Raw genomic sequence first — 21,835 nt, 5'->3', positions numbered from 1 at the left:
GGTTGATTGATGAAGACTTTCTTTCTCCGCTGATCAGCAAAGGCGGCAAAGAGAAGATTGATATGGCCGGCGTCCGTACCCGTACCGGCGAATTCATGACCAAAGACCTGGAAGAAGCAGTACACCGCAACGATGTGACTGACAAGGCGGTGAACGAGATCATCCACTACGGCAAGGATCGCAAAGCCTGGCTGATATTCTGTGTCAGTGTCGCCCATGCGGAGGAAGTCAAGGAGCTGCTGGAGTATGAAGGGATTACCACGGCCTGTGTGCACGGTGGCACCCCAGCAGCGGAACGGGAGCAGATCCTCAGTGACTACAAGGCGGGCAGAATTCAGGCGCTCACCAGTCAGGGGGTATTGACCACCGGCTTTGATGCCCCACTGACCGACCTGATCGCCCTGCTGCGCCCGACCAAATCACCGGGGCTTTATGTGCAGATCCTTGGCCGTGGCCTGCGCATCAGCCCACAGACCGGCAAGGCCGACTGCCTGGTGCTGGACTACGGTGGCAATGTGGAACGCCATGGCCCCATTGACCGGATCAATGTAGACAGTATCCGTCGTAAGAAAAAAGGCGTGACGGGTGAAGCACCCATGAAAGAGTGCCCTCAGTGCAAAACCTTTGTACTGGCCTTCACCCGCGAGTGCCCGGACTGCGCCTACCAATGGCCGGAAAACCCACAGCATGAAGAGAGTGCCAGCGGTGCGGCCGTACTGGCCAGCCAGGTCGAGGCCGAGTGGTACAACGTGGATGACGTTCATTACGACCTGCACGAAAAAAAGGACAAGCCCCCTTCATTAAAGGTGACCTATCGCTGTGGCTTTGACGCCTATTCCGAGTGGGTCTGTTTTGAGCATACCGGCTTTGCCCAGAACAAGGCCCAGATGTGGTGGTTCAAACGTGCCGGGTTCCATGCCCCCTGCCCAAGAACCGTGGCCGACGCCCTGGACCGGGTACGGGATCAGCAGATTCCGTTTGTGGTACCCAGTCGTATCCAGGTGAAACCCGAGGGACGTTTCCAGCGGATCCTGAACTACGACATGAGCCCGATGCCTGGTACACCCAGCGAATGGAATGACAACCCGGCAGCACGCCCACGGCAGGAACCCTTGAAACCACCGGGCAGCGATGACTTCAGCGCCATTAATGATGAATTGGACAGCTGGGGCGATGCGCTGGACACCGTATGGGACCAGCCCGGGGCAACTTTTGAAGACGACACCATTCCTTTTTAGGGGGAGAGCACAGTGAATATCGGGAAAATCAAACAGGCCCTGCAGCTGGGACGAGCCATGGTCATGATGCCATCGGCTCACCTGCCGGATCGCCTGCAGGTGGCAAAAGAGCTGGAAGAGGCAGTGGCGGAACTGGATGCCGCCACGCCATCCGTTAAGTCAGAACAGGAGCAGGATCATGGAAAGAAAGCATCTTAACCGGTTGGCTCTGGACATTGTCGCCATGGAAGGGGCAAGCCGCTCCATCAAAAGCGACAACCGTCGCTCTTGGCAACCGGGTCAGATTACCTTCAGCCAATACCAGCAGCTGGAGCAGCCACGGGTGCAGATGGCCAGACGTAATGCCGCCACCATTGCGGATACCTGGATTCTGGAGATTATGAAAAGTTCACGGAGTAATCATGGCTAGAACACCTGCCAACCCCTGCGCCCTGGCAGTCAAACGGGTATCCAACCCACTGCCCCAGCCTGCCCACTGTCATTACTGCGGTGGTGAAGTGGTCGTGGTGAACAATGCTGAAATCTACGGTCGCTCTTTCGGTCGCTGGCCCTGGGCTTACCGGTGTAACGGTTGCCGCGCCTATGTTGGCATGCACCCAAAAACCGATATTCCCCTGGGTACGTTGGCTGATGCTGCTACAAGAGAGGCCAGAAAGGAATGCAAAGCACCTTTTGAGGCTCTGCACAGAACGGGAAAGATGACACGCAACGCTGCTTATCAAAAGCTGGCAGACAAGCTGGGCATTCCGAAAGAAGAATGCCATTTTGGGTGGTTCGATACAGTGATGTGCAAAAAAGCTGCTGCCGCTGCCCGTGAGATTTATTTAGGCATATAACCCTCGCTTGTGCGGCGCAGTCCACACGAAGCTGTTGTTAGGCGGGAACCTGGAGCGAGAAGGAATAAAGATGAGCAAGAAGCAACAAAGAGTTAAATACCTTATTGGCATTTACAACGTACTGAGAAAACCAAAAATCGGCGTCGAACCTGGTTACGAGTACGACGAAAAAGAAATGCAGCAAGTTATCGAAACCGTGAAGCATCTTTTGGCAGAGGATGGTATTAGAGCAATGTCGGCTGATTCACCAGTAGAGACTAAAAACGCCTAACACTGTGCTTATGCGAACTGAGTTCGCATAAGTGACATAACTAAAGTACCAAACTTTAAAGAAATCAGAACTTTTTAAAACCGCTTAATTTAGCGGACGGGGATCTTTTGCGCCATGAAAAAGGAAAGTCATAACTATCGAATCCCACCACAGATGGGACTTAATTTCTCGGGGGAATTGATCGTGGATAATTTTGCCGGTGGTGGCGGAGCCAGCACCGGGATTGAAATGGCAATGGGAAGACCTGTTGATATCGCCATCAACCACGATCCTGAAGCGATAGCCATGCACACCATCAACCACCCACACACAAAACATTACTGCGAATCCGTTTGGGATGTGGATCCGGTTGAAGCCTGCAATGGTCGTCCGGTTGGTCTTGCCTGGTTCTCTCCGGACTGCAAGCACTTCTCCAAGGCCAAAGGCGGAAAGCCAAAAAGCAAAGAGATTCGTGGTCTGGCATGGGTTGCGGTTCGTTGGGCTAAGCGCGTTCGCCCCCGGGTGATTATGCTGGAAAACGTGGAAGAGTTTCAGGACTGGGGGCCACTGCTGGACGATGGAACTGCATGCCCAGCCCGCAAGGGTGAAACCTTCCGTCAGTTTGTTGGCCAGTTACAAAGCTATGGATACCAGGTTCAATGGAAAGAACTGAGAGCCTGTGACTATGGAGCGCCAACCATTCGCAAACGGCTTTTCCTGATTGCCCGTTGCGATGGGCAGCCCATTGTCTGGCCAGCAGCAACCCATGGTCATGGACTTATGCCTTATAAAACGGCTGCGGACTGTATTGACTGGAACATTCCATGCTCAAGTATTTTTGAGCGCAAGAGACCACTGGCTGAGAACACATTGCGCCGGATAGCCAAGGGTATTCAGAAGTTTGTTGTTGATAATCCAAAGCCGTTTATTGTGCCTATCGCCCATTACAACGGTCGGGATCTGGCCCAATCCATTGAGCAACCATTGCGCACCATTACCGCTTATCCAAAGGGCGGTTCGTTTTCTCTGGTGACTGCTTTCATAGCCAAGCATTACACCGGCGTTACCGGATCATCCCTGACCGAACCACTGCACACCATCACCAGCAAAGACCATAACGCCCTGGTTACTGCGCAGCTGCAGAAGAGAAACAACCATTCTGAAAAAGTTCATGCGTTCCTGGTGAAGTATTACGGTGCTGGCGATGGCCAGAGCATTACCGATCCTTGCCATACCATCACCAGCCGTGACCGGTTTGGGCTGGTCACTGTAGCCGGTGAAGCCTATTCCATTATCGATATTGGTATGAGAATGCTGACACCCCGCGAGCTCTACACCGCCAACGGCTTCCCCGCTGACTACATCATTGACCACGATGCCAACGGAAACCGCCTCACCAAAACCAATCAGGTCGCCCGCTGCGGCAACGCAGTACCACCCCAGTTTTCCGAAGCACTGGTGCGGGCAAATCTCACCAGACCGGCCAGACAAGTGGCCTGAGGAAAAAGGAACTTTTGTACCATGGAAACATCTAATAAAGAGTCAAACCACCTTGTTACGGAAGAGCAGCTCAAGACTTGGTGCAAATACTCCAGAACCTCTGATCTGTTGGAGTTTCTTCGTGCCAACGGCATTGCCTACTTTCGGGGGCGTGGTGGTTCTGTAATGACCACGATCCAGGCGGTTAATGCTCCACTGAAAGTTGGCAAAGATGATTCGCAGGACTTTTTTTGAGAAGTATTGAAATGGCAAAAAAGAAAAGAAAGCTGCCAAAGGACGTTTTCCTGTATCGCGGCCAGTTAGTCTACTGGCCGTATCTTGGCTGCTTTAACGGCAAAGGCAAAAGGGGTACGCGCGTTATTCTCGGGCCGTCGGATTTACCAGAAGGTAAAATTTACCAGCTGCTGGATCAAGTGAAAGAGACTCGCAGAAAAACCGTTGAATGGTTGCTATCTGCCTATATGGAAAGTGAAAAGTTCAAAAAGTTAAGCAAATCTACCCGGCACAACCGTAAAGAAGTCTACTATCCCAAAATTATTGATCGTCGAGGTCCAAATAACGGTACCCGCTTTGGTGACCTTTTACTTAACAACATTACCCCGGCCATGCTCCTGCGCCTGCTGAAAACCTTTGAGGGAAACCCGACCCGGAACCAGATAAAGACTTTTATCAGTGCAGCCTGGTCCTGGGGAATACTGGAGCATGAAGATATCCCCAGGCAGAACCCTGCCAAAGAAGTACCCAATTTCGAAGAAGAGTCCAGAACGTTCTACATAACGGATGAGCTATACCGGAAAGTCAGACGCACCATGAAACCCTTCTATAGGGCTGCCATGGAAATAGCCTACCAGTGTCGGGCAAGAGAAATTGAAATCTTTGCTCTGACCTATAACGACCTGCTCAAAGAGGGCATTTATCTCAAAAGAGCCAAAGGCAGTATTTCCGAAATCACGCTCTGGAACCGCAGACTCAGAACAGCGGTAGCCATGGTTAAATCCATCTGCACCAACAAACACAGCGAGTATCTTTTTCATGAACCTGACGGCTCACCAATTGAGCCTCAGCGGTTTGCCTGCCGATTCAAAGACTGTATGCGTCGCCGTGTCGCTGCAGGAAAGATTACACCAGAAGAAAGGTTCACTTTTCACGATATGAAAGCAAAAGGTGTGTCCGATCATGAAGGCCAATACTCAGGCCACAGAACCGAAACAGGCAGGAAGATTTACATCCGGAAGGCACCAAAAATCAAAGGTTCCAAGTAAACAACACAGGTTTCCTAAACAAGTGTTTTGTTCTCAATTTTGTTCTCAAAAGGGCTTCAAATCAATAATTATTTATATGTAATTCTCGTAAGCCCTTGATTTCCTTGGTCGGCGTGAGAGGATTCGAACCTCCGACCATTTCGTCCCGAACGAAATGCGCTACCAGGCTGCGCTACACGCCGAAGCCAGAGCTATTCTAGACATGCAGACGAAACTGTCAATGGCAGCAGAGAAGAATTCAATGAAGCTTTAAGAAGAGAAGTAAGAAAAGGAAATATGGTCGGGGTAGAGAGATTCGAACTCCCGACATCCTGCTCCCAAAGCAGGCGCGCTACCAGACTGCGCTATACCCCGTCAGATGAAACCTATCATATTGTTTTTGAACGATAAGTCAACAGCTATCAGTAAACCATGTCTATTTTTTAAACTTGCTGGTTAAACGGAATATGTTAGCCGCATTAACAGTGGCATCCAGAGCTAATGTCGTAATATCACCGGATGATGCTAATGCGGTCTTTCGTGATTGAGCCTCAGCTATGCACTATCTCTCAATTTACGGCACTTTTTCAAGGTATCAGCAATCAGAAATGCCAGCTCCAGCGCCTGATCGGCATTCAGGCGAGGATCACAGTGGGTATGATAACGATTGCCCAGATGATCTTCCGTCACGGCATTGGCACCGCCGACACACTCCGTCACATTCTGACCGGTCATTTCAAAGTGAACGCCACCGGCATAGGTTCCCTCGGCGCGATGGGCCGCGAAGAACTGCTCAACTTCTGAGAGAATTTTTGATACTTCGCGGGTTTTATAACCATTGCTGGCCTTGTAGGTATTCCCGTGCATTGGATCACAGCTCCAGAGCACATTGCGCCCTTCACGCTGAACCGCTTTCAGCAGTGGCGGCAGGCCTTTCTCCAGGTTGTCAGCCCCCATGCGGACAATGATGTTCAATTTGCCGGGAATATTCTCCGGGTTGATCCGGTCAATCAGTCGAATCAGGTCATCCGGTGGCAGGGTTGGGCCTGCTTTCAAACCAATCGGGTTTTGAATACCACGGACAAACTCAACATGACCACCATCGACCTGACGGGTTCGGTCACCCACCCAGAGCATATGGGCTGAGCAGTCATACCAGTTACCGGACAGGCTATCACGGCGGGTCAGCGCCTGTTCGTAAGGCAGCAACAACGCTTCATGGGAGGTATAAAATGCGGTTTCTCGGATGGTGGACGAATGCTCTGCTGAGATGCCACAGGCTCTCATGAAATCCAGCGATTCATCAATTCGGTCAGCCATGTTGCGGTATTGATCAGTCTGTGGGCTGTTTGCAACAAAGTCCAGATTCCAGGCATGCACCTGTTCCAGAGAGGCCAGGCCACCCTGGGCAAAAGCTCGCAGCAGGTTCAGGGTGGAAGCAGCCTGGTGATAGGCCTGCAGCATTCTCTGGGGGTCCGGATTACGAGCCGCCGGGGTAAACTCGGTGCCGTTAATGATATCACCGCGATAGATCGGCAATTCAACACCATTGATGGTTTCAGTGCCAGAAGTTCTTGGCTTGGCAAATTGGCCGGCCAAACGCCCTACCTTGATCACCGGGCAGGCAGCACCAAAGGTGAGCACCACCGCCATCTGCATCATGACTTTAAACGTGTCACGGATGTTATTAGCCGAGAACTCCAGGAAGCTTTCTGCACAGTCTCCCCCCTGCAGCAGAAATGCTCTGCCTTCGGTCGCTTCTGCCAGACGGTTTCTCAACTCATTCACTTCACCCGCAAAAACCAGCGGTGGCATGGCAGCCAGCTCCTGTTCAACCCGGCTCAATTTTTCCTGGTCGGGATATTCCGGCAGCTGGAGCAACGGCATATGTCTCCAGCTATCAACAGTCCATGAATTCATTAAGTCACCAGCTCTTTCACACTCGCTAAAAACAGTCATTCTACCTGAATACATCATCAAGGCTGAGAGGTTTTCCCATGAATAATTATGGAAGATATATCAAGAATTATCGCTGATTAGCCGAACTTAAGACTTTACAAACCCTATCTGGTTTGTTATAAGTTTTGACCGAACAACAATACGCATACTTACTTATCGCTATGAATTCTTCACTGCTTGCCATGATTAACATGAAACCCGGCACCATTATGATGCTCCGGGGGGGTTATCGTGGATAGCTGAAAAGCAGAAACGAGCCCCCGCACCCTAACCGGTCCGGGGGCTTTTTTATGACCATTTGCCACTGACAGGAAATGACAGCGTGAACGAGTTGAACCTTCGACTGATCACCACCAGTGATCCCGGCAGCCTTGAACAAATTCTCCAGTGCAGCTGCGAGAACGGGTTACACCTGAAAAGTTTTGTTGCTGAGCTGAACAGCAAAAAAGATCAGTATGAAATCAAGATGTGCGTTTCCGGTTTTACCAGTCAGCATCAGATTGTTGGCAGGCTGGCTCAGCAGAAACACATCCGTGAGCTGAGCCCGATAAAATCCCGTGGGTTACTCTGAATGACACGAAGCTATTGGCCTCTGGCGACAGGATGCAGGGGGTCTATTATCCATTCGCTCCATGAGCCGGGGTACAGTGTGGCACCCGACAAACCCGCAAGCTCCATGGCAAAAATATTGTGACAGGCGGTAACACCGGAGCCACAGTAGAAGACAGGCCGGGAGTCGTCGCCAACCAGTGCAGTAAATAGTTCCCGCAAGTGATCCGCTGAAAGAAAGCGGCCATCTTCATCCAGGTTTTTGGCGAATGGATGGCATACCGCCCCGGGAATGTGCCCAGCCTGCGAGTCCAGGGTTTCTTCTTCTCCACGGAATCGTTCATAAGCCCTGGCATCAATCAGTTTATAACTAAGGCTACCTTCAGTTTCTATCTGCGCCATAAGATCCTGCGCTGAAACCGTTGGCATATGTCCCGTGGTAAAATCAGCCTGAGTTTCTGCCACTTCAGACACATCGTTAGTCACAGGATAACGGCCCGCCTGCCAGGCTTTCATGCCGCCATGCAGAATCATAGCCTGAGAGATACCCGCCCAACGTAACAGCCACCAGGCCCTGGCGGCCATGGCATGACCGCCATCATCATAAACAACGACCTGAGAGTGCTTATCCATTCCCCAACGACGGAGTGTTGCCTGCCAGTCTGCCGACTCGGGCAGTGGATGCCTGCCAGTTTTACCGGGAATAATCAAACCGGAGAGATCTGCTTCAAGATCAGCATGGAGCGCTCCCGGAATATGTCCCTGGTGATACATCACCCGTCCCTGTTTCGGGTCGGCGAGACTGAATCGAGCATCCAGAACCAGCAGATGTTGGTCGTTCAACAGGGTAGCCAGCATCTCCGGCTCTATTAATAAAGGCATCACTTACCTCTGTCTGGCTGCTAACCGAGGCGGAGCCCAGTGCAGCTAACACACCACTATGAAACATTTATGAAGGTTTACTTTTCTTGCCACACAGTAAAAAAATGACAGTGGCTTTGCAACCAGTCCTGATAACCGTGGTTCGAAGGGAGGAATAGTTCGGAGGAAAGGGAAGTTAAGAAGAGAAATAAAACCCACCAGCAGAGCTGGCGGGGTCACATCCGTGTGACAAGTGCATCCATGCAAGGTTTACGTTATCAATACACTCGTGATGGCAATAGCAGTGATTACGCGAAAAAATGTGAGATATGTCTCACACTTTCATCATTTTCCGGTTGCAGGCTTGTCCACTACCTTGTCGTCACGAAGCACTTTTTCCGAAAGCAGGTTGCTCAACTCTCCGTTATCCGGCGTTTTCAGGATGATTCGGGTTTCTTCGGAAGACTCGTCAAATTCGATGCCCGGAGAGTAAGCAGGCTCTTCCACCGGCGTGTCTATGACCTCCTGCTGTATCGGAATGACTTCCGTTACGGGCAATGGTTCAGGCTCATCCTTTTTAGCCAGCAAAAACCAGCCAGTCACACCCAGAGCCAGAAGAGCCGCCAGCACTACTGCAATTGTCTTGTTACTCATGCCCATCCTCACCCATAGCCGGAAAGCCTCCAAAACTTATTCAAGAGCGGAGACGAGCCCCGCTCCATCAAACTATCGCATTCGAACAACCCGAGTCGTGTTACCCTGCGTCAAAATCTTCACCGCATCACCCACCTGCATAGGCGCTTTTGAGTCAACCTCCTGAACCACTGAAATATATTTTCCACTATCAAGCCGAATGGTCATCTCAATACCCTGCTGTGTGGTCAGCTGTTTTTCAGCCCTGCTCCCCAGCACACCACCGGCAACTCCGCCCAGGATAGCGGCAATATCACTGCCTCTGCCACCGCCAACACTGGATCCTGCAATACCACCAATGGCCGCACCGGCTACAGTACCCACAGCACCTTCAGTGCCTTCCAGTGTTACATATTGCAGCTCGGAAACAGTGCCAAAACTGACCTGCTGGATTCTCCGGGCCTCACTGCTTGAATAGGTTGTCCCTGTGCTGTCCGTCATACACCCTGACAGCAGAGCGGCAAAAGTGAGGGGCAATATGGCCCAATAGCGTCTCAAATTCATGTCGTTAACTCCTTTTGGGAAAACAGGAAAGACCTTTCCTGTTAACCGACCCAGACCCGTGCGTTGCGGAACATTCTCATCAACGGTGCATCTTCACCCCAGTGCTCCGGGTGCCAGCTGTTTTGAACTGTACGGAATACCCGCTCAGGATGGGGCATCATAATGGTAACCCGACCATCGGCAGAGGTCAGGCCAGTAATTCCCTGCACCGAGCCGTTGGGGTTGTAGGGATAACGTGTGGTGGGCCTGCCCTGGTTATCCACAAACTGCAAAGACACCTGACCACTGTTCGCCAGCCGCTCCAGGTGAGACGGATCGGCAAACTCGGCATGCCCTTCCCCATGAGCGACAGCAATTGGCATACGGGCACCCTCCATCCCCCGGAAGAGGATTGAGTGGCTCTTCTGAACCTTAACCATCGCCACCCGGGCCTCAAACTGCTCAGACTGGTTGCGGACAAAGTGAGGCCAGTAGTCAGCACCGGGAATCAGGTCATGCAGATTGGAGAGCATCTGACAGCCGTTGCATACACCCAGGGCAAAACTGTCGCGACGATCGAAGAAGCGGGCAAACTGATCACGGGCCTGTTCATTAAAGAGAATCGACTTGGCCCAGCCTTCTCCGGCTCCCAGAACATCCCCATAAGAGAAGCCACCACAGGCCACCAGACCTGTAAATTCATCCAGAGTACGTCGACCGGACAGGATATCACTCATGTGCACATCAACTGTTTTGAAACCAGCCCGGTCAAAGGCCGCCGCCATTTCTACCTGACCATTGACACCCTGCTCCCGCAAAATGGCCATGGCTGGACGAACACCGGTGTTGATATAGGGCACATCCAGAGAGATATCGTAAGGCAGGGAGGCATGAAGCCCGTCATCATGATCATCCAGCAGGTTATCGAACTCCTGTCGTGCACACTCGGCATTGTCCCGCAGCGCCTGAATGCGATAACTGGTTTCTGCCCACCAGCGCTGGAACTTGATCCGGCTTTCACTGACCAGCTCGGCTCCATTGAACCGGAACGATACCCGCTGGCCAGCAGCCAGGGTACCGATGGTGTGAGAACAGGCAGCAAGACCATGCTGAGCCAGGATATCCTTAACAAGGCCTTTCTCGCGGTGGCGCACCTGGATAACCGCACCCAGCTCTTCATTAAACAGAGCTGGCAGAACCATGGACTTGTTGCCAGCCAGCTTATCCAGATCAACCGCAATACCGGTATGGCCAGCAAACGCCATCTCAATCAGGGTGGTAAACAGGCCACCGTCGGAGCGGTCGTGGTAGGCCAGCAGCAGGTCTTTATCCATCAGTTCCTGAATGGCATTAAAGAATCCTTTCAGATCTTCCGGAGAGTTAACATCCGGTGCCGAGTCACCTAACTGACCATAGACCTGGGCCAGTGCTGAACCACCCAGTCGGTTGTGATCACGGCCAAGGTCAATCAACAGCAGATCAGTATTACCCTGATCCGTCCTCAGTTGAGGCGTCACCGTCTTGCGAATATCCCGAACCGGGGCGAATGCCGAGATAACCAGCGACAGTGGTGAAGTGACACGCTTATCTTCCCCATTTTCCTGCCATTGGGTGCTCATGGACATGGAGTCTTTACCCACCGGAATAGCAATACCCAGTGCCGGGCAAAGCTCCATACCCACGGCCTTAACCGTATCAAACAGGTTTTCATCTTCACCGGGATGACCTGCTGCGGCCATCCAGTTGGCCGACAGTTTGATATCGCCGATTTTACCAATACGGGCAGCAGAGATATTGGTGATCGCCTCGCCAATCGCCATGCGCCCGGAAGCAGGAGCATTGATCAGGGCAAGCGGTGTGCGTTCCCCCATGGACATGGCTTCGCCGGTATAGCCCTGAAAAGCCGTTGCGGTCACCGCGCAGTCTGCCACAGGCACCTGCCAGGGGCCCACCATCTGGTCACGATTAACCAGACCGGTAATGGTTCGGTCGCCAATGGTGATCAGGAAGTTCTTGCTGGCAACGGATGGCAGTTTTAATACCCGCTCCATCGCTTCCAGCAGCTTGATGTCGGTCAGGTCCAGGGGATCACGCTCGAAGGACTGACGTTGAATCTCACGGTGCATCCTGGGTGGTTTACCCAGCAGCACATCCAGCGGCATATCCACCGGGTGATTATTGAAGTGGCTGTCATCCAGCAGCAGCCGCTGCTCTTGGGTCGCCTCACCTACCACGGCATAAGGGCAACGCTCCTGCTGACAGACCTCCTCGAAGCGGGGAAGGTCTTCTGCAGCCACCGCCATCACATAACGTTCCTGGGACTCATTACACCAGAGCGCCAGCGGCGACATGCCCGGTTCATCATTATGAATGGCACGCAACTGGAAGTGACCGCCCCGGCCACCATCACTGACGAGTTCAGGCAGTGCGTTGGAGAGACCACCGGCCCCCACATCGTGAATAAATGCGATGGGGTTCCTGTCCCCCTGCTGCCAGCAACGGTCGATCACCTCCTGGCATCGACGCTCCATTTCCGGGTTGTCTCGTTGCACACTGGCAAAGTCCAGGTCTTCCTGACCTTCACCCGATGTCATGGAAGAGGCCGCGCCACCACCCAGGCCAATCTGCATGGCAGGACCGCCCAGGACAATCAGCCTGGCACCCACCGGGATCTCCCCTTTTTCAACGTGTTCAGCTTTGATATTGCCAAGACCACCGGCCAGCATAATGGGCTTGTGATAGCCACGAACCTCATAGCCTGCAACGCCTTTGACGCTGGCCTCAAAGGTACGAAAATAGCCACACAGGTTTGGACGACCAAACTCATTATTAAAACCGGCACCGCCTAATGGGCCTTCGATCATGATTTCCAGCGGCGAGACAATGCGGCCTGGCTTGCCATAATCCTGTTCCCAGGGCTGTTGATAGCCTGGAATGTTCAGGTTAGATACGGTGAATCCGGTCAGACCGGCCTTGGGCCTGGATCCCTTACCGGTGGCACCTTCATCACGAATTTCACCACCAGAACCGGTGGCGGCTCCCGCCCAGGGTGCGATGGCCGTCGGGTGGTTGTGGGTTTCTACCTTCATGAGGATATGAATATCGTCCTCATTGAAACCATATTCACGGCTATCAGATTCCGGGTAAAACCGTTTTGCGTGAAAACCTTCAATAACCGAGGCGTTATCTTTATAAGCTGACAGCACCCCTTCACTGTGCAGGGCGTGAGTATTTCGGATCATCTTGAACAGGGAAAGGTCCTGCTCTTCACCATCAATACTCCAGGAAGCATTAAAAATTTTATGCCGACAGTGTTCCGAGTTCGCCTGGGCAAACATCATCAACTCAACATCCGTAGGATCCCGTTCGAGTTTTTGATAGCTCTCTATCAGATAGTCGATTTCATCCTCAGCCAGAGCCAGGCCCAGGGAAAGATTAGCCGCAGCCAGTGCCTCTCTGCCGCCTTCCAGAATGGACACAGTAGTCATCGGGGCTGGCTCGGCCACAGCAAACAGTTTGGTAATTTCACCCTCATCACGGAAGACAGCCTGGGTCATCCGGTCATGGAGCAAATCTGCAATCCGTGCTTCCTGATCTTCTGATAAACGGGTATCCGCAAACACCACAAACCGAACGCCTCGCTCGATTCGCTGGATCATACCGAGGCCACAATTGTGAGCAATATCGGATGCTTTACTGGACCAGGGGGAAATCGTGCCCGGACGGGGAACCACCAGAAATTCTGCCCTGGAAGAAAAGCTGTCAGGTTCTATCTGTTGAATCTTTGGGCCGTAAGTCAATAGTCTGGCCAGAATATCAGACTGCCTCTCACTCAGACCTTGTGCACAGGACGACTGGATTTTCACATAATGCTGGAATTCAGCAACAACACAGGAGATCTCTGGCACTCGGCTCTGCAGCTGAGCAAGCAACTTTTGACGGCGGAACTGGGAAAGTGCAGGGGTGCCACGCAGTATCAGCATGTTCTGGTCTGTCCTCGGGCCAATTAACAGCTAGTGAGGAGCTACAGCCTGGGTGAGCTAATAATAAACATCAGGAAGCCCGGATGAGTGGCCACTTCCTGATTGGATTACAGCCAGCCCTTATGCTTTAGCCTCTCAACTCAGGGGGATATTCAAAGGCTGCCTATAATAATCGAAACCAGCCTTCGGAAACCAGCAGTCACAGGCTATTTATCAACAAAAGGCTGCTTTCCCCGCTGTTCACGAATTTGCTGACGGCGAAAACGAAAAAACTCGCTGATCATCCCACTGCATTCATCTTGAAGGACACCTCCGGTAACCTCTACCCGGTGGTTCATCTGAGGCTGTTCAAGAACCCTTGCGGCACTGACAATGGCACCGGCCTTGGGTTCTGTTGCACCGTAGATCAGGCGACGAATCCGACTGTGGACAATCGCACCTGCACACATGGTGCAGGGCTCCAGCGTAACATAGAGATCACAATCCAGCAGACGGTAGTTGCCAATGGCTGCAGCCGCTGACTGAAGTACCAGAATTTCAGCATGAGCAACGGGATTACAGGATGAAATAGGTTGATTACACGCCCGGGCGATGATCTGACCCTCCTTAACCACGACAGCACCGACGGGCACCTCGCCCAGGGTACGGCCTTTATCAGCTTCCAGCAGGGCTTCTTTCATCCAAATGGTGTCATCAATCACAAACTATCTACCAAACCTGACAATCTTGAGCGATTTTGCATCATGAAGTAAAACGGCAGGCTTTTCATCCCTTGATTGGCGAATTTATTTCAGCTTTTTATGAAATGTGACAATCCGCCGATTAAATCTATGGAATTTTTTCCCATGGCGAATGTCTGAGCTATATATAGTGTCTAAGCTATAAATAGCCTATCAAAAATAAATTGCTCAATTATGAAAAATAAATCACTGGAGGGAAGGGCCTGATGTCTTTCAAGCAGAATGTAGAACAGCATCTACAACACTTTGCCCAGAGCATCGGCCTGGGAGAACTCAAATTAAACGAACACGATGCCTGCGGGTTGTGTTTTGACGACACCCTGATCGTGAACATGGAGTATCTGGAAGATGATGAGGCGCTGGTATTTGTTGCTTCTGTTCGACCCATGATTACCCATGACAGTCCGGAGAAAACCACACTGCTGGAAAAAATGTGTTCACTGAACCTCCAGCACCATAGTATGCAGGGTGCCTTTCTGGCCTTGAACCATGACAAAACTGAAGTACTGCTGATTCGCTCCCTGCAGGCTTCCTGCGATTACGGTTTATTCGAGTCCACCCTGGAAAAGTTCGTCAACACTCTGGAATGGTGTGTCAGTGAACTGGATGAGTCCAAGCAGGACCAGACTTCTTCAACATCCACCCCTCCCCGCCCCCAGAGTGGTCCCGGAGGAGCCCCCGGAGGCCCCGGCGATATGGGAATGATGGTGTAACTCCCAAAATACCCAATACCATGAAGGGCTTTCACAGCCCTTCTTTTATTTCGCTGCATTTATTTTACCAACACCATTTCAGCTCGAAATCATCAGGCCGAAAAGAAAAATAGCAGCCTGTAATGGATTCGGGAATCCTTTATCCGGTTTTTCAGCCACGTATTGAGTAGAGCAACTATACTCTGCCGCGTCTGGATAATAACTCCATGCTGTCAGGGCAGGTAATGCTGCATTTACCGAGCATGGAAAGCAGAAGGATCTCGATAGCAGCATATCCATAGCAAGAAAAATAATGGAGGCATCAAGTTGGCTCAAACTTTTAACTATCTCACCAATGCGCTGCAAAGCACCGTGGAAAGCGGCAGGCTGATTGATATTCGTGGCCGTGTTACTGAAGTTCAGGGCATGATCATCAAAGCGGCGGTGCCTGGTGTCAAAATCGGTGAGCTCTGTGAGCTGGTATCCCCCAATAACCCTGATGACAGCGACCGGAACTCATACGCCGAAGTGGTCGGTTTCCAGGGACATGAGACGGTACTATCCCCCCTGGGTGAAATTATGGGGATCTCCTCCACCACTGAAGTTATTCCAACCGGCAAAGTACACCACGTAGCCGTTGGCCCTCACCTGCTGGGGCATGTGCTGGACGGTATGGGCAACCCATTAAACCCTGACGCATTTGATGGCATTGAGCCTGAAGCTCATTACCCGGTTTATACCGATGCCCCCGACCCCATGACCCGAAGAATTATTGACCACCCCATTCCCCTGGGCGTTAAAGCCATTGATGGCGTTCTAACCTGTGGTGAAGGGCAGAGAATGGGGATCTTTGCAGCGGCCGGTGGTGGTAAGAGTACCCTGTTGTCCATGCTGGTCAAGGGAGCGGAAGTGGATGTCACCGTACTGGCCCTGATCGGTGAACGGGGGCGGGAGCTGCGGGAGTTTATCGAGCACGACCTTGGCCCGGAGGGGGTTAAGAAATCGGTTATTATTGTGGCGACCTCCGACAAGTCCTCCATGGAGCGTTCCAAAGCCGCTTACACTGCAACAGCCGTTGCTGAGTTTTTTCGTGATAAAGGCAAACGGGTTCTTCTGCTTATGGACTCTGTCACCCGTTTTGCCCGTGCCCAGCGTGAGATCGGACTGGCCGCCGGAGAACCACCGACCCGTCGGGGTTTCCCGCCTTCGGTATTTGCCACCCTTCCCAAGCTGATGGAGCGCACCGGGATGTCAGATGTAGGCTCTATTACGGCACTCTATACCGTGCTGGTTGAAGGGGATGACATGACCGAGCCGGTAGCGGATGAAACACGCTCGATTCTTGATGGTCATATCATTCTCTCCCGAAAGCTGGCCGCATCCGGGCACTACCCGGCCATTGATGTGCTGGCCAGTGCCAGCCGTGTGATGAATGCCATTACTACCGAAGACCACCGGGCGGCGGTCAGTCGGGCAAGAGCCCTGATGTCCAAATATGAAGATATTGAATTACTGGTAAAAGTCGGGGAATACAAACAGGGGGCTGACCCACTGGCCGACGAGGCGATTCAGAAAATTGAAACCATCCGCTCTTTTCTCAAGCAGAGAACGGATGAACTGATGCCCCTCGACCAGACAATTGCCCAACTACAGCAAATCGTAGGTTACTGAGAAGATGCTGCATGATCTGCTGAAGGTTAAAAATATACGGGAGGAATCGGCTGAACGGGAGGTGAAGCGCTGTCAGCATGAGCTGGATCTCGCCCATCAGGAGGTCGAACAACGCAAGCAGGAAGTGGCACAACGTCAAAAGGATCTGGAAGAGTATGTTGTATGGCGCAGTCAAGAAGAACAGCGGCTATACGATAACATTATGAACACAAGTGTTCAGCAGCATGATCTGGATCTGTTGAAGCAGAAAGTTGCCATGTTACGGGAGAAAGATGCCTCCCTGGAACAGGCCATTGCCGATGCAGAAAAACGGGTGGTAGAAGCACAACAACAGGTAGTCAAAGCGGAGCAGGTCCTGGAAGAAGCGAGACAGGCTCACTTTAAAGCCAAGATGGCTGTGGAGAAGTTTGAGGAGTTCTGCAAGGTACAGGATGAAGAGGCTGAGAAAGAAGCCAAACGTCTTGAAGATCTGGAAATGGAAGAATTTACCGTCAAATCCAAGGAATAGGAGTTAACCATCATGTCAACACACGGCGTGAATCAAACCAACACTCAGCCAACTCCACCCCCGCAACAGAATGATGCTAACCAGCAAAGTCGCAATGTATCCGATAAGCAGGCTAACGACTTTGCGGATCGCATGGCAAAAGAAAAGCGTGGCAAAGAGAAAAAAACGGGTGGCGATAAGGAGCAAAGCCTGGAAAGTCTGGAAAGCCTGCTGGCCGAGCGGAACAAAAACTCTAAGAATGCCATCAGGGGACGCCAGGAAAAAGGTTCTCGCGAAGGTTCTCAGGAAGAGAAAAACAATGAGAATATGTTCAAGAATACCCGCGAAGACGCCTCTGAGCAGGTCATGGTCAATAACGCCCAGAACCCAATTAAAGCCGATACCCAGCTTCAGACCCAGATTCGTGAGATCCAGCAGGCCAGCAGCGTGAAAGAAGTTGAAGCTGCACTTCAGAAGATGGCCGATCAAATACAGGTGTCTGCCAAGGATGCGGTGAATGGGGCAGAGGTTCGCATTTCCCTGAAAGACAATGTGCTGCCGGGTACCGAGATCAGAATCCAGAGACACGGTGGCGAGTTGACAGTCACCATGAACACCACATCAGCAGAAGCCGGAAATTTTCTGGCCCAGCATGAAGCCAACCTGCAGAAAATGCTGGCTGAGCGATTCTCCAACGACAAGGTTCAGGTAAATATCAATATGTCAGGCGGCGATAACCAGGACAGTGATGGTCGCTCCCGTAACCAGTATGCGGCAGAAGATGATAACGACCAGAACTCTTCCAGAAACGACCGGGCATAGGTTGAACCATGGCAGCAGAAACTCTTGATCTACCCTCTGTCTCACCGTCGCAGCTGCTGCTTGGCCAAATCCTCAGCAACCGCCAGACAGAGCTTGCACTGCCGGTTAATGAGGACAGGTGGGACATATCCCTGGGCAGTATTGCCCCGGAAACCATGCCTGCTATCTGCATGCAGCTGGAAATCAATCACCAGCCCGTTTCTCTGTACACCGGCAGTGCCTTCATTGACCTGATCATGCCGGACAATCTGAACAGCAAGATACTGCTGAAACTGCCAAAAGACTTGATGCTGGCCGCTCTGGGAAACAGGCTGCAAACCCTGCTGGAGCATCTGATGCAGGGGCTTGGTATTGCCATCCAGTTTACTGACCTGGCACCGAATAAAGATAAATCAAAGCGTGCAGAACTGGCGATGAATATCCGGATAGGCGGTACGCAGTACCCCATTTACCTGGAAAGCACGCCCATTGTTTTTGAGCTGCTCAAACTGCTGCCCACTCATATCCGGGAGCAATCCACCGATATACCTATCTGGGCAGGTCTTGAACTTGGACGGGCAAAACTGTCTAAAGAGGAAACCAGCGCCCTGGGTGTCGGTGACATTGTATTTTTTAATTACCACGTCACCGGGCAGCAGCTGATTATCAGAGTGAACCCGGATACGGCTTTCATCGGGGAAGCAGAGGGTTCTCACATCACCATCAAGCACAGGATGGACTCAATGGAAGACGATCAAATGCATCATGAACAGGAGCCTATCGACCTGTCAGATATTGAGATTGACCTGGTATTCGAAGTGGGGCGACAGCAGTTCACCGCACAGGAAGTCCAGTCTCTTCAGCCTGGCCATGTGTTTGAGCTGGATCGTCCCATCGAACAACCGGTTAAGGTTCGTGCCGGCGGCAAATTGATTGCCGAGTGCCAGCTGGTACAAATAAATAATCGACTGGGTGCACGTATTACCAGAATTGTCGACTGACTGACTACCTAAACAATAAAGTCTCTTGTTCATACTCTGAGACTGGAAAAGGCGACTATGGAAAGCGGCGCAATAACTCTCACCAGTCCATTTTATCTGATGATCCCACTGGCGCTGATGGCGCTGGTGCCCTTTCTTGCGGTGATGGGTACATCCTTCCTGAAACTGGTGGTGGTATTTTCCATTCTCAGAAACGCTACCGGTCTGCAGCAGATTCCTCCCAATATCGCCATGAATGCCCTGGCCATTATCCTGACGCTTTACATCATGGCACCGGTAGGTTTTGAGGCATGGGATATCGCGCAAGAGGAGAACATCAGCTTTCAGGGTGAAGACAGTAGAGAGCTGATGAATAACATCGAGCTGCTGATAGCCCCCTATCGGGACTTCCTGAAAAAAAATACCACGGAGCGGGAAAGAAACTTCTTTCTGAAAACCGCAAGAATATTGTGGCCAAAGGCGTACCAGGCACAACTGAGCGCAGATGACCTGATAGTTCTGATGCCATCCTACTGTATCACTGAACTGACCAAGGCCTTCGAGATTGGCTTTCTGCTCTATTTGCCGTTTATCGTTATTGACCTGATCGTCTCTAACATCCTTCTCGCTATGGGTATGATGATGGTGTCACCCATGACCATATCCCTGCCCTTCAAGCTCTTGCTGTTCGTACTGCTGGATGGCTGGACCCGGCTAATCCACGGACTGGTGCTAAGTTATGCATGACCCGCATATACTGACACTCACAGCCCAGGCACTCTGGCTGACACTGTTACTGTCCATGCCTCCTATCATCGCGGCATCGGCGGTTGGCCTGCTGATCAGTTTGATTCAGGCACTGACCCAGATTCAGGAACAGACACTGCCATTTGCCTTCAAACTGGTCGCGGTCATTATCAGTATCTTCCTGACATCCCGCTGGATGGGTATCGAGGTTTATAACTTCTCAGTGGCCGTGATGGATATGTTCGAAAGGCTCTGACCATGATCCTGCCCATTGATGATCTGAAAGAGTGGTTTTACATCCTGTCAATGGGGATGCCTCGCATCGTTGCCATGTTTACCGTTCTGCCTATGCTGCACAAGCGGAACCTTGGTGGGTCCATGATTCGCAACGGCATCTGCATGAGCCTGGTGCTGTTCATGCACCCCATGCTGTCTGAGACCAAACCCGACGAAACACTGACAATCTACGACACCGGTGGCATCGTGATCAAAGAAGTCTTTATCGGTGCCATCATGGGTTTCGTCCTGGCGATCCCATTCTGGGCAATGGAAGCCGCCGGTTTTTTTATTGATAACCAGCGGGGTGCTTCCATGGCCAGTACCCTCAACCCGTTTTCCGGCGCAGAAACCTCCCCGATGGGCATCCTGTTCAGCCAGGCCTTTATTGCCATGATCATGACCAGTGGGCTGTTTCTATTGATGCTGGAAAGCATGATGCTCACCTACCAGGTCTGGCCGGTATTCAGCTACTTCCCAAAGATCAATCAGGAAGCGGTGACGTTTTTCCTTGGCCAGTTTGACCTGATTATCAAACTGTCCATGTGGCTCTCCGCGCCGGTCATCATCTGCATGTTCATCACCGAATTTGGCATTGCCCTGATCAGCCGGGCGGCTCCCCAGCTGAACGTGTTCATCCTGGCCATGCCCATTAAATCCGGTGTTGCCCTTGCTATTCTGGTGGTTTACATAGGAACCATTCTGGAATTATCCCAAAAGCACATGATGGGAATCCCTGAGATGTTTGAATCATTGGGAGTGATCTGGAAATGAGTGCAGAAAAAACCGAACAGCCCACCCCCAAAAAACTCCGCGATGCACGGCAAAAGGGCCAGGTCGCCAAAAGTAAAGAAGTATCCGGCACCTTTAACCTTATCGCGGTACTGGCAACGCTCTGGTACATGAGTGACACCTTTATTGACAAGATCAAGCAGATGGTGGTGTTTCCCACGTTAAGCTACAACGAACCCTTTGAAGTCTCTTTCAAAATCGTTACCCACGGTATTCTCAGTTTAACCATGGACCTGCTGATTCCCCTGGTCGCCGTCTCCATGTTTTCTGCCATTATCGGCAACGTCATGCAATTTGGCCTGCTGTTTGCGCCTGAAGGTATTAAACCGGATATTGGAAAAATCAGCCCGGTTGGCGGGTTGAAAAAGATTTTCGCCATGAAAAACCTTATGGAGTTTTTCAAGTCGGTGATCAAAATCCTGTTTCTGTCATTTGTTGTGTATTACGTCATTTACAGCAGTGTGGGCGATATGGTTGACATGCCCTATTGCGGCACTTCATGCATATTACCGGTCGCTGCCCATCTGATAAAAAAGCTGCTGCTCTACGCCATGGTTGCTTTCGTGATTATTGCCATTCTCGACTATATGTTTGAGCGCTACAACTTTATGAAGCAGAACCGGATGAGCAAGGATGAGGTCAAACGGGAACATAAAGAGAGTGAAGGTAGCCCGGAAATCAAAGGCAAGCGGAAGGAAATTCATCAGGAAATACTCAACCAGGCAGAAAACACCGGCAAATCAGACGTTGTTATTAAAAATCCAACCCATCTGGCCATTGGTTTGCAGTACCGCCAGGGTAAGACGCCACTGCCTGTTGTCACGGTTAAAGGTCGTGGTGGTCATGCCCGGTTTATTATCAAAATTGCTGAAAAAGAAGGCATCCCTGTTCTTGAAAACGTACCACTGGCGCATGCCCTGTTTCATTTAAACATTGCCGATTTTATTCCCGGCGAGCTGATTGAGCCCGTTGCCGAAGTATTCCGCTGGGTACAGGAAATTAAAGAGCAGGAAAATGAGGGTGAGTCGCCCGGCGAGTAGCTGACCGAATGAAATC

General features: G+C 51.5%; 24 protein-coding genes and 2 tRNA genes. 18 read left to right on the top strand and 8 right to left on the bottom strand.

What is annotated here, in order from left to right; all coding sequences use genetic code 11:
- The 8 genes from ACO6UY_RS12250 to ACO6UY_RS12215 form a co-directional block, all read left to right on the top strand.
- Positions 1-1,238: helicase-related protein (locus ACO6UY_RS12250; protein WP_422490087.1), on the top strand; the 1,238-nt coding region annotated here is incomplete at its 5' end.
- A gap of 12 nt (positions 1,239-1,250) precedes the next feature.
- A complete protein-coding gene (locus tag ACO6UY_RS12245; RefSeq protein WP_422490085.1) occupies positions 1,251-1,436 on the top strand; it encodes a hypothetical protein in 186 nt (61 codons plus the stop codon).
- Positions 1,417-1,647 carry a hypothetical protein gene (locus ACO6UY_RS12240; RefSeq protein ID WP_422490083.1) on the top strand — a complete coding sequence of 77 codons (231 nt, stop codon included), beginning with the start codon at positions 1,417-1,419 and terminating at the stop codon, positions 1,645-1,647. The genes ACO6UY_RS12245 and ACO6UY_RS12240 overlap by 20 nt, the downstream gene beginning before the upstream one ends.
- A complete protein-coding gene (locus ACO6UY_RS12235) occupies positions 1,640-2,074 on the top strand; it encodes a zinc-finger-containing protein (RefSeq protein WP_422490081.1) in 435 nt (144 codons plus the stop codon). The genes ACO6UY_RS12240 and ACO6UY_RS12235 overlap by 8 nt, the downstream gene beginning before the upstream one ends.
- Before the next feature lie 70 nt (positions 2,075-2,144).
- Positions 2,145-2,345, top strand: a complete 201-nt coding sequence (locus ACO6UY_RS12230) for a hypothetical protein (RefSeq protein WP_163370967.1) — start codon at positions 2,145-2,147, stop codon at positions 2,343-2,345.
- A 114-nt stretch (positions 2,346-2,459) separates the two neighbouring features.
- Positions 2,460-3,824: a DNA cytosine methyltransferase gene (locus ACO6UY_RS12225; RefSeq protein ID WP_422490078.1), complete on the top strand. Its 1,365-nt coding sequence runs from the start codon at positions 2,460-2,462 to the stop codon at positions 3,822-3,824.
- Between the two features lie 21 nt (positions 3,825-3,845).
- Positions 3,846-4,058, top strand: coding sequence for a hypothetical protein (locus tag ACO6UY_RS12220; protein WP_422490077.1), 213 nt, complete (start codon positions 3,846-3,848; stop codon positions 4,056-4,058).
- Positions 4,055-5,086 (top strand): hypothetical protein, encoded by a 1,032-nt coding sequence (locus tag ACO6UY_RS12215; RefSeq protein WP_422490075.1) that lies wholly within the window; start codon positions 4,055-4,057, stop codon positions 5,084-5,086. The genes ACO6UY_RS12220 and ACO6UY_RS12215 overlap by 4 nt, the downstream gene beginning before the upstream one ends.
- Before the next feature lie 105 nt (positions 5,087-5,191).
- On the opposite strand, the gene ACO6UY_RS12210 is transcribed toward ACO6UY_RS12215, so the two are convergent.
- The 3 genes from ACO6UY_RS12210 to ACO6UY_RS12200 form a co-directional block, all read right to left on the bottom strand.
- Positions 5,192-5,268 (bottom strand) — tRNA-Pro (locus tag ACO6UY_RS12210).
- A 95-nt stretch (positions 5,269-5,363) separates the two neighbouring features.
- A tRNA-Pro gene (locus ACO6UY_RS12205) sits at positions 5,364-5,440 on the bottom strand.
- A gap of 180 nt (positions 5,441-5,620) precedes the next feature.
- Entirely contained in the window at positions 5,621-6,985 is a 1,365-nt protein-coding gene (locus ACO6UY_RS12200; protein WP_422465445.1) for a class II 3-deoxy-7-phosphoheptulonate synthase, read from the bottom strand.
- A 361-nt stretch (positions 6,986-7,346) separates the two neighbouring features.
- Between ACO6UY_RS12200 and ACO6UY_RS12195 the strand changes: the two genes are divergently transcribed.
- Positions 7,347-7,595 (top strand): hypothetical protein, encoded by a 249-nt coding sequence (locus ACO6UY_RS12195; RefSeq protein WP_422490073.1) that lies wholly within the window; start codon positions 7,347-7,349, stop codon positions 7,593-7,595.
- 11 nt (positions 7,596-7,606) lie between these two features.
- On the opposite strand, the gene ACO6UY_RS12190 is transcribed toward ACO6UY_RS12195, so the two are convergent.
- The 5 genes from ACO6UY_RS12190 to tadA all read right to left on the bottom strand — a co-directional run bounded on the left by ACO6UY_RS12190 (position 7,607) and on the right by tadA (position 14,294).
- Complete coding sequence (locus ACO6UY_RS12190; protein WP_422490071.1) at positions 7,607-8,455, bottom strand: sulfurtransferase; 849 nt, start codon at positions 8,453-8,455, stop codon at positions 7,607-7,609.
- A 324-nt stretch (positions 8,456-8,779) separates the two neighbouring features.
- The gene (locus ACO6UY_RS12185) at positions 8,780-9,088 is read right to left on the bottom strand and encodes a hypothetical protein (protein ID WP_422449148.1); all 309 of its coding nucleotides are present in this window, start codon (positions 9,086-9,088) and stop codon (positions 8,780-8,782) included.
- A 72-nt stretch (positions 9,089-9,160) separates the two neighbouring features.
- Entirely contained in the window at positions 9,161-9,631 is a 471-nt protein-coding gene (locus ACO6UY_RS12180; protein WP_422449150.1) for a glycine zipper 2TM domain-containing protein, read from the bottom strand.
- 41 nt (positions 9,632-9,672) lie between these two features.
- A complete protein-coding gene (purL, locus tag ACO6UY_RS12175; protein ID WP_422490069.1) occupies positions 9,673-13,593 on the bottom strand; it encodes a phosphoribosylformylglycinamidine synthase in 3,921 nt (1,306 codons plus the stop codon).
- Between the two features lie 206 nt (positions 13,594-13,799).
- Complete coding sequence (gene tadA, locus ACO6UY_RS12170) at positions 13,800-14,294, bottom strand: tRNA adenosine(34) deaminase TadA (RefSeq protein WP_422449154.1); 495 nt, start codon at positions 14,292-14,294, stop codon at positions 13,800-13,802.
- Positions 14,295-14,539: 245 nt separating this feature from the next.
- Between tadA and ACO6UY_RS12165 the strand changes: the two genes are divergently transcribed.
- From ACO6UY_RS12165 to sctU, 9 genes are all read left to right on the top strand, one after another.
- Positions 14,540-15,046, top strand: a complete 507-nt coding sequence (locus ACO6UY_RS12165; RefSeq protein ID WP_101748737.1) for a type III secretion system chaperone — start codon at positions 14,540-14,542, stop codon at positions 15,044-15,046.
- Positions 15,047-15,352: 306 nt separating this feature from the next.
- Positions 15,353-16,696, top strand: coding sequence for a type III secretion system ATPase SctN (gene sctN, locus ACO6UY_RS12160; protein WP_422449158.1), 1,344 nt, complete (start codon positions 15,353-15,355; stop codon positions 16,694-16,696).
- A 4-nt stretch (positions 16,697-16,700) separates the two neighbouring features.
- On the top strand, positions 16,701-17,204 hold the full coding sequence (sctO, locus tag ACO6UY_RS12155; protein WP_422449160.1) for a type III secretion system stalk subunit SctO: 504 nt from the start codon (positions 16,701-16,703) through the stop codon (positions 17,202-17,204).
- A 12-nt stretch (positions 17,205-17,216) separates the two neighbouring features.
- Positions 17,217-18,005 carry a type III secretion HpaP family protein gene (locus tag ACO6UY_RS12150; RefSeq protein WP_422449162.1) on the top strand — a complete coding sequence of 263 codons (789 nt, stop codon included), beginning with the start codon at positions 17,217-17,219 and terminating at the stop codon, positions 18,003-18,005.
- Between the two features lie 8 nt (positions 18,006-18,013).
- Positions 18,014-18,985 (top strand): type III secretion system cytoplasmic ring protein SctQ, encoded by a 972-nt coding sequence (sctQ, locus tag ACO6UY_RS12145; protein WP_422449164.1) that lies wholly within the window; start codon positions 18,014-18,016, stop codon positions 18,983-18,985.
- Positions 18,986-19,042: 57 nt separating this feature from the next.
- Positions 19,043-19,711, top strand: a complete 669-nt coding sequence (sctR, locus tag ACO6UY_RS12140) for a type III secretion system export apparatus subunit SctR (RefSeq protein WP_422465451.1) — start codon at positions 19,043-19,045, stop codon at positions 19,709-19,711.
- On the top strand, positions 19,704-19,967 hold the full coding sequence (gene sctS / locus ACO6UY_RS12135; protein ID WP_101748640.1) for a type III secretion system export apparatus subunit SctS: 264 nt from the start codon (positions 19,704-19,706) through the stop codon (positions 19,965-19,967). Before sctR ends, sctS begins: the two co-directional genes overlap by 8 nt.
- 2 nt (positions 19,968-19,969) lie before the next feature.
- Positions 19,970-20,761, top strand: a complete 792-nt coding sequence (gene sctT, locus ACO6UY_RS12130) for a type III secretion system export apparatus subunit SctT (protein WP_101748639.1) — start codon at positions 19,970-19,972, stop codon at positions 20,759-20,761.
- Positions 20,758-21,819 carry a type III secretion system export apparatus subunit SctU gene (sctU, locus tag ACO6UY_RS12125; RefSeq protein ID WP_101748638.1) on the top strand — a complete coding sequence of 354 codons (1,062 nt, stop codon included), beginning with the start codon at positions 20,758-20,760 and terminating at the stop codon, positions 21,817-21,819. The genes sctT and sctU overlap by 4 nt, the downstream gene beginning before the upstream one ends.
- Positions 21,820-21,835: the final 16 nt, after the last annotated feature.

It is taken from the genome of Endozoicomonas sp. ALE010, assembly GCF_049310165.1.
Classification (GTDB): domain Bacteria; phylum Pseudomonadota; class Gammaproteobacteria; order Pseudomonadales; family Endozoicomonadaceae; genus Endozoicomonas.
Note: the sequence above shows the minus strand (reverse complement) of the source record. Positions and strands in the feature narration are given on the sequence as shown.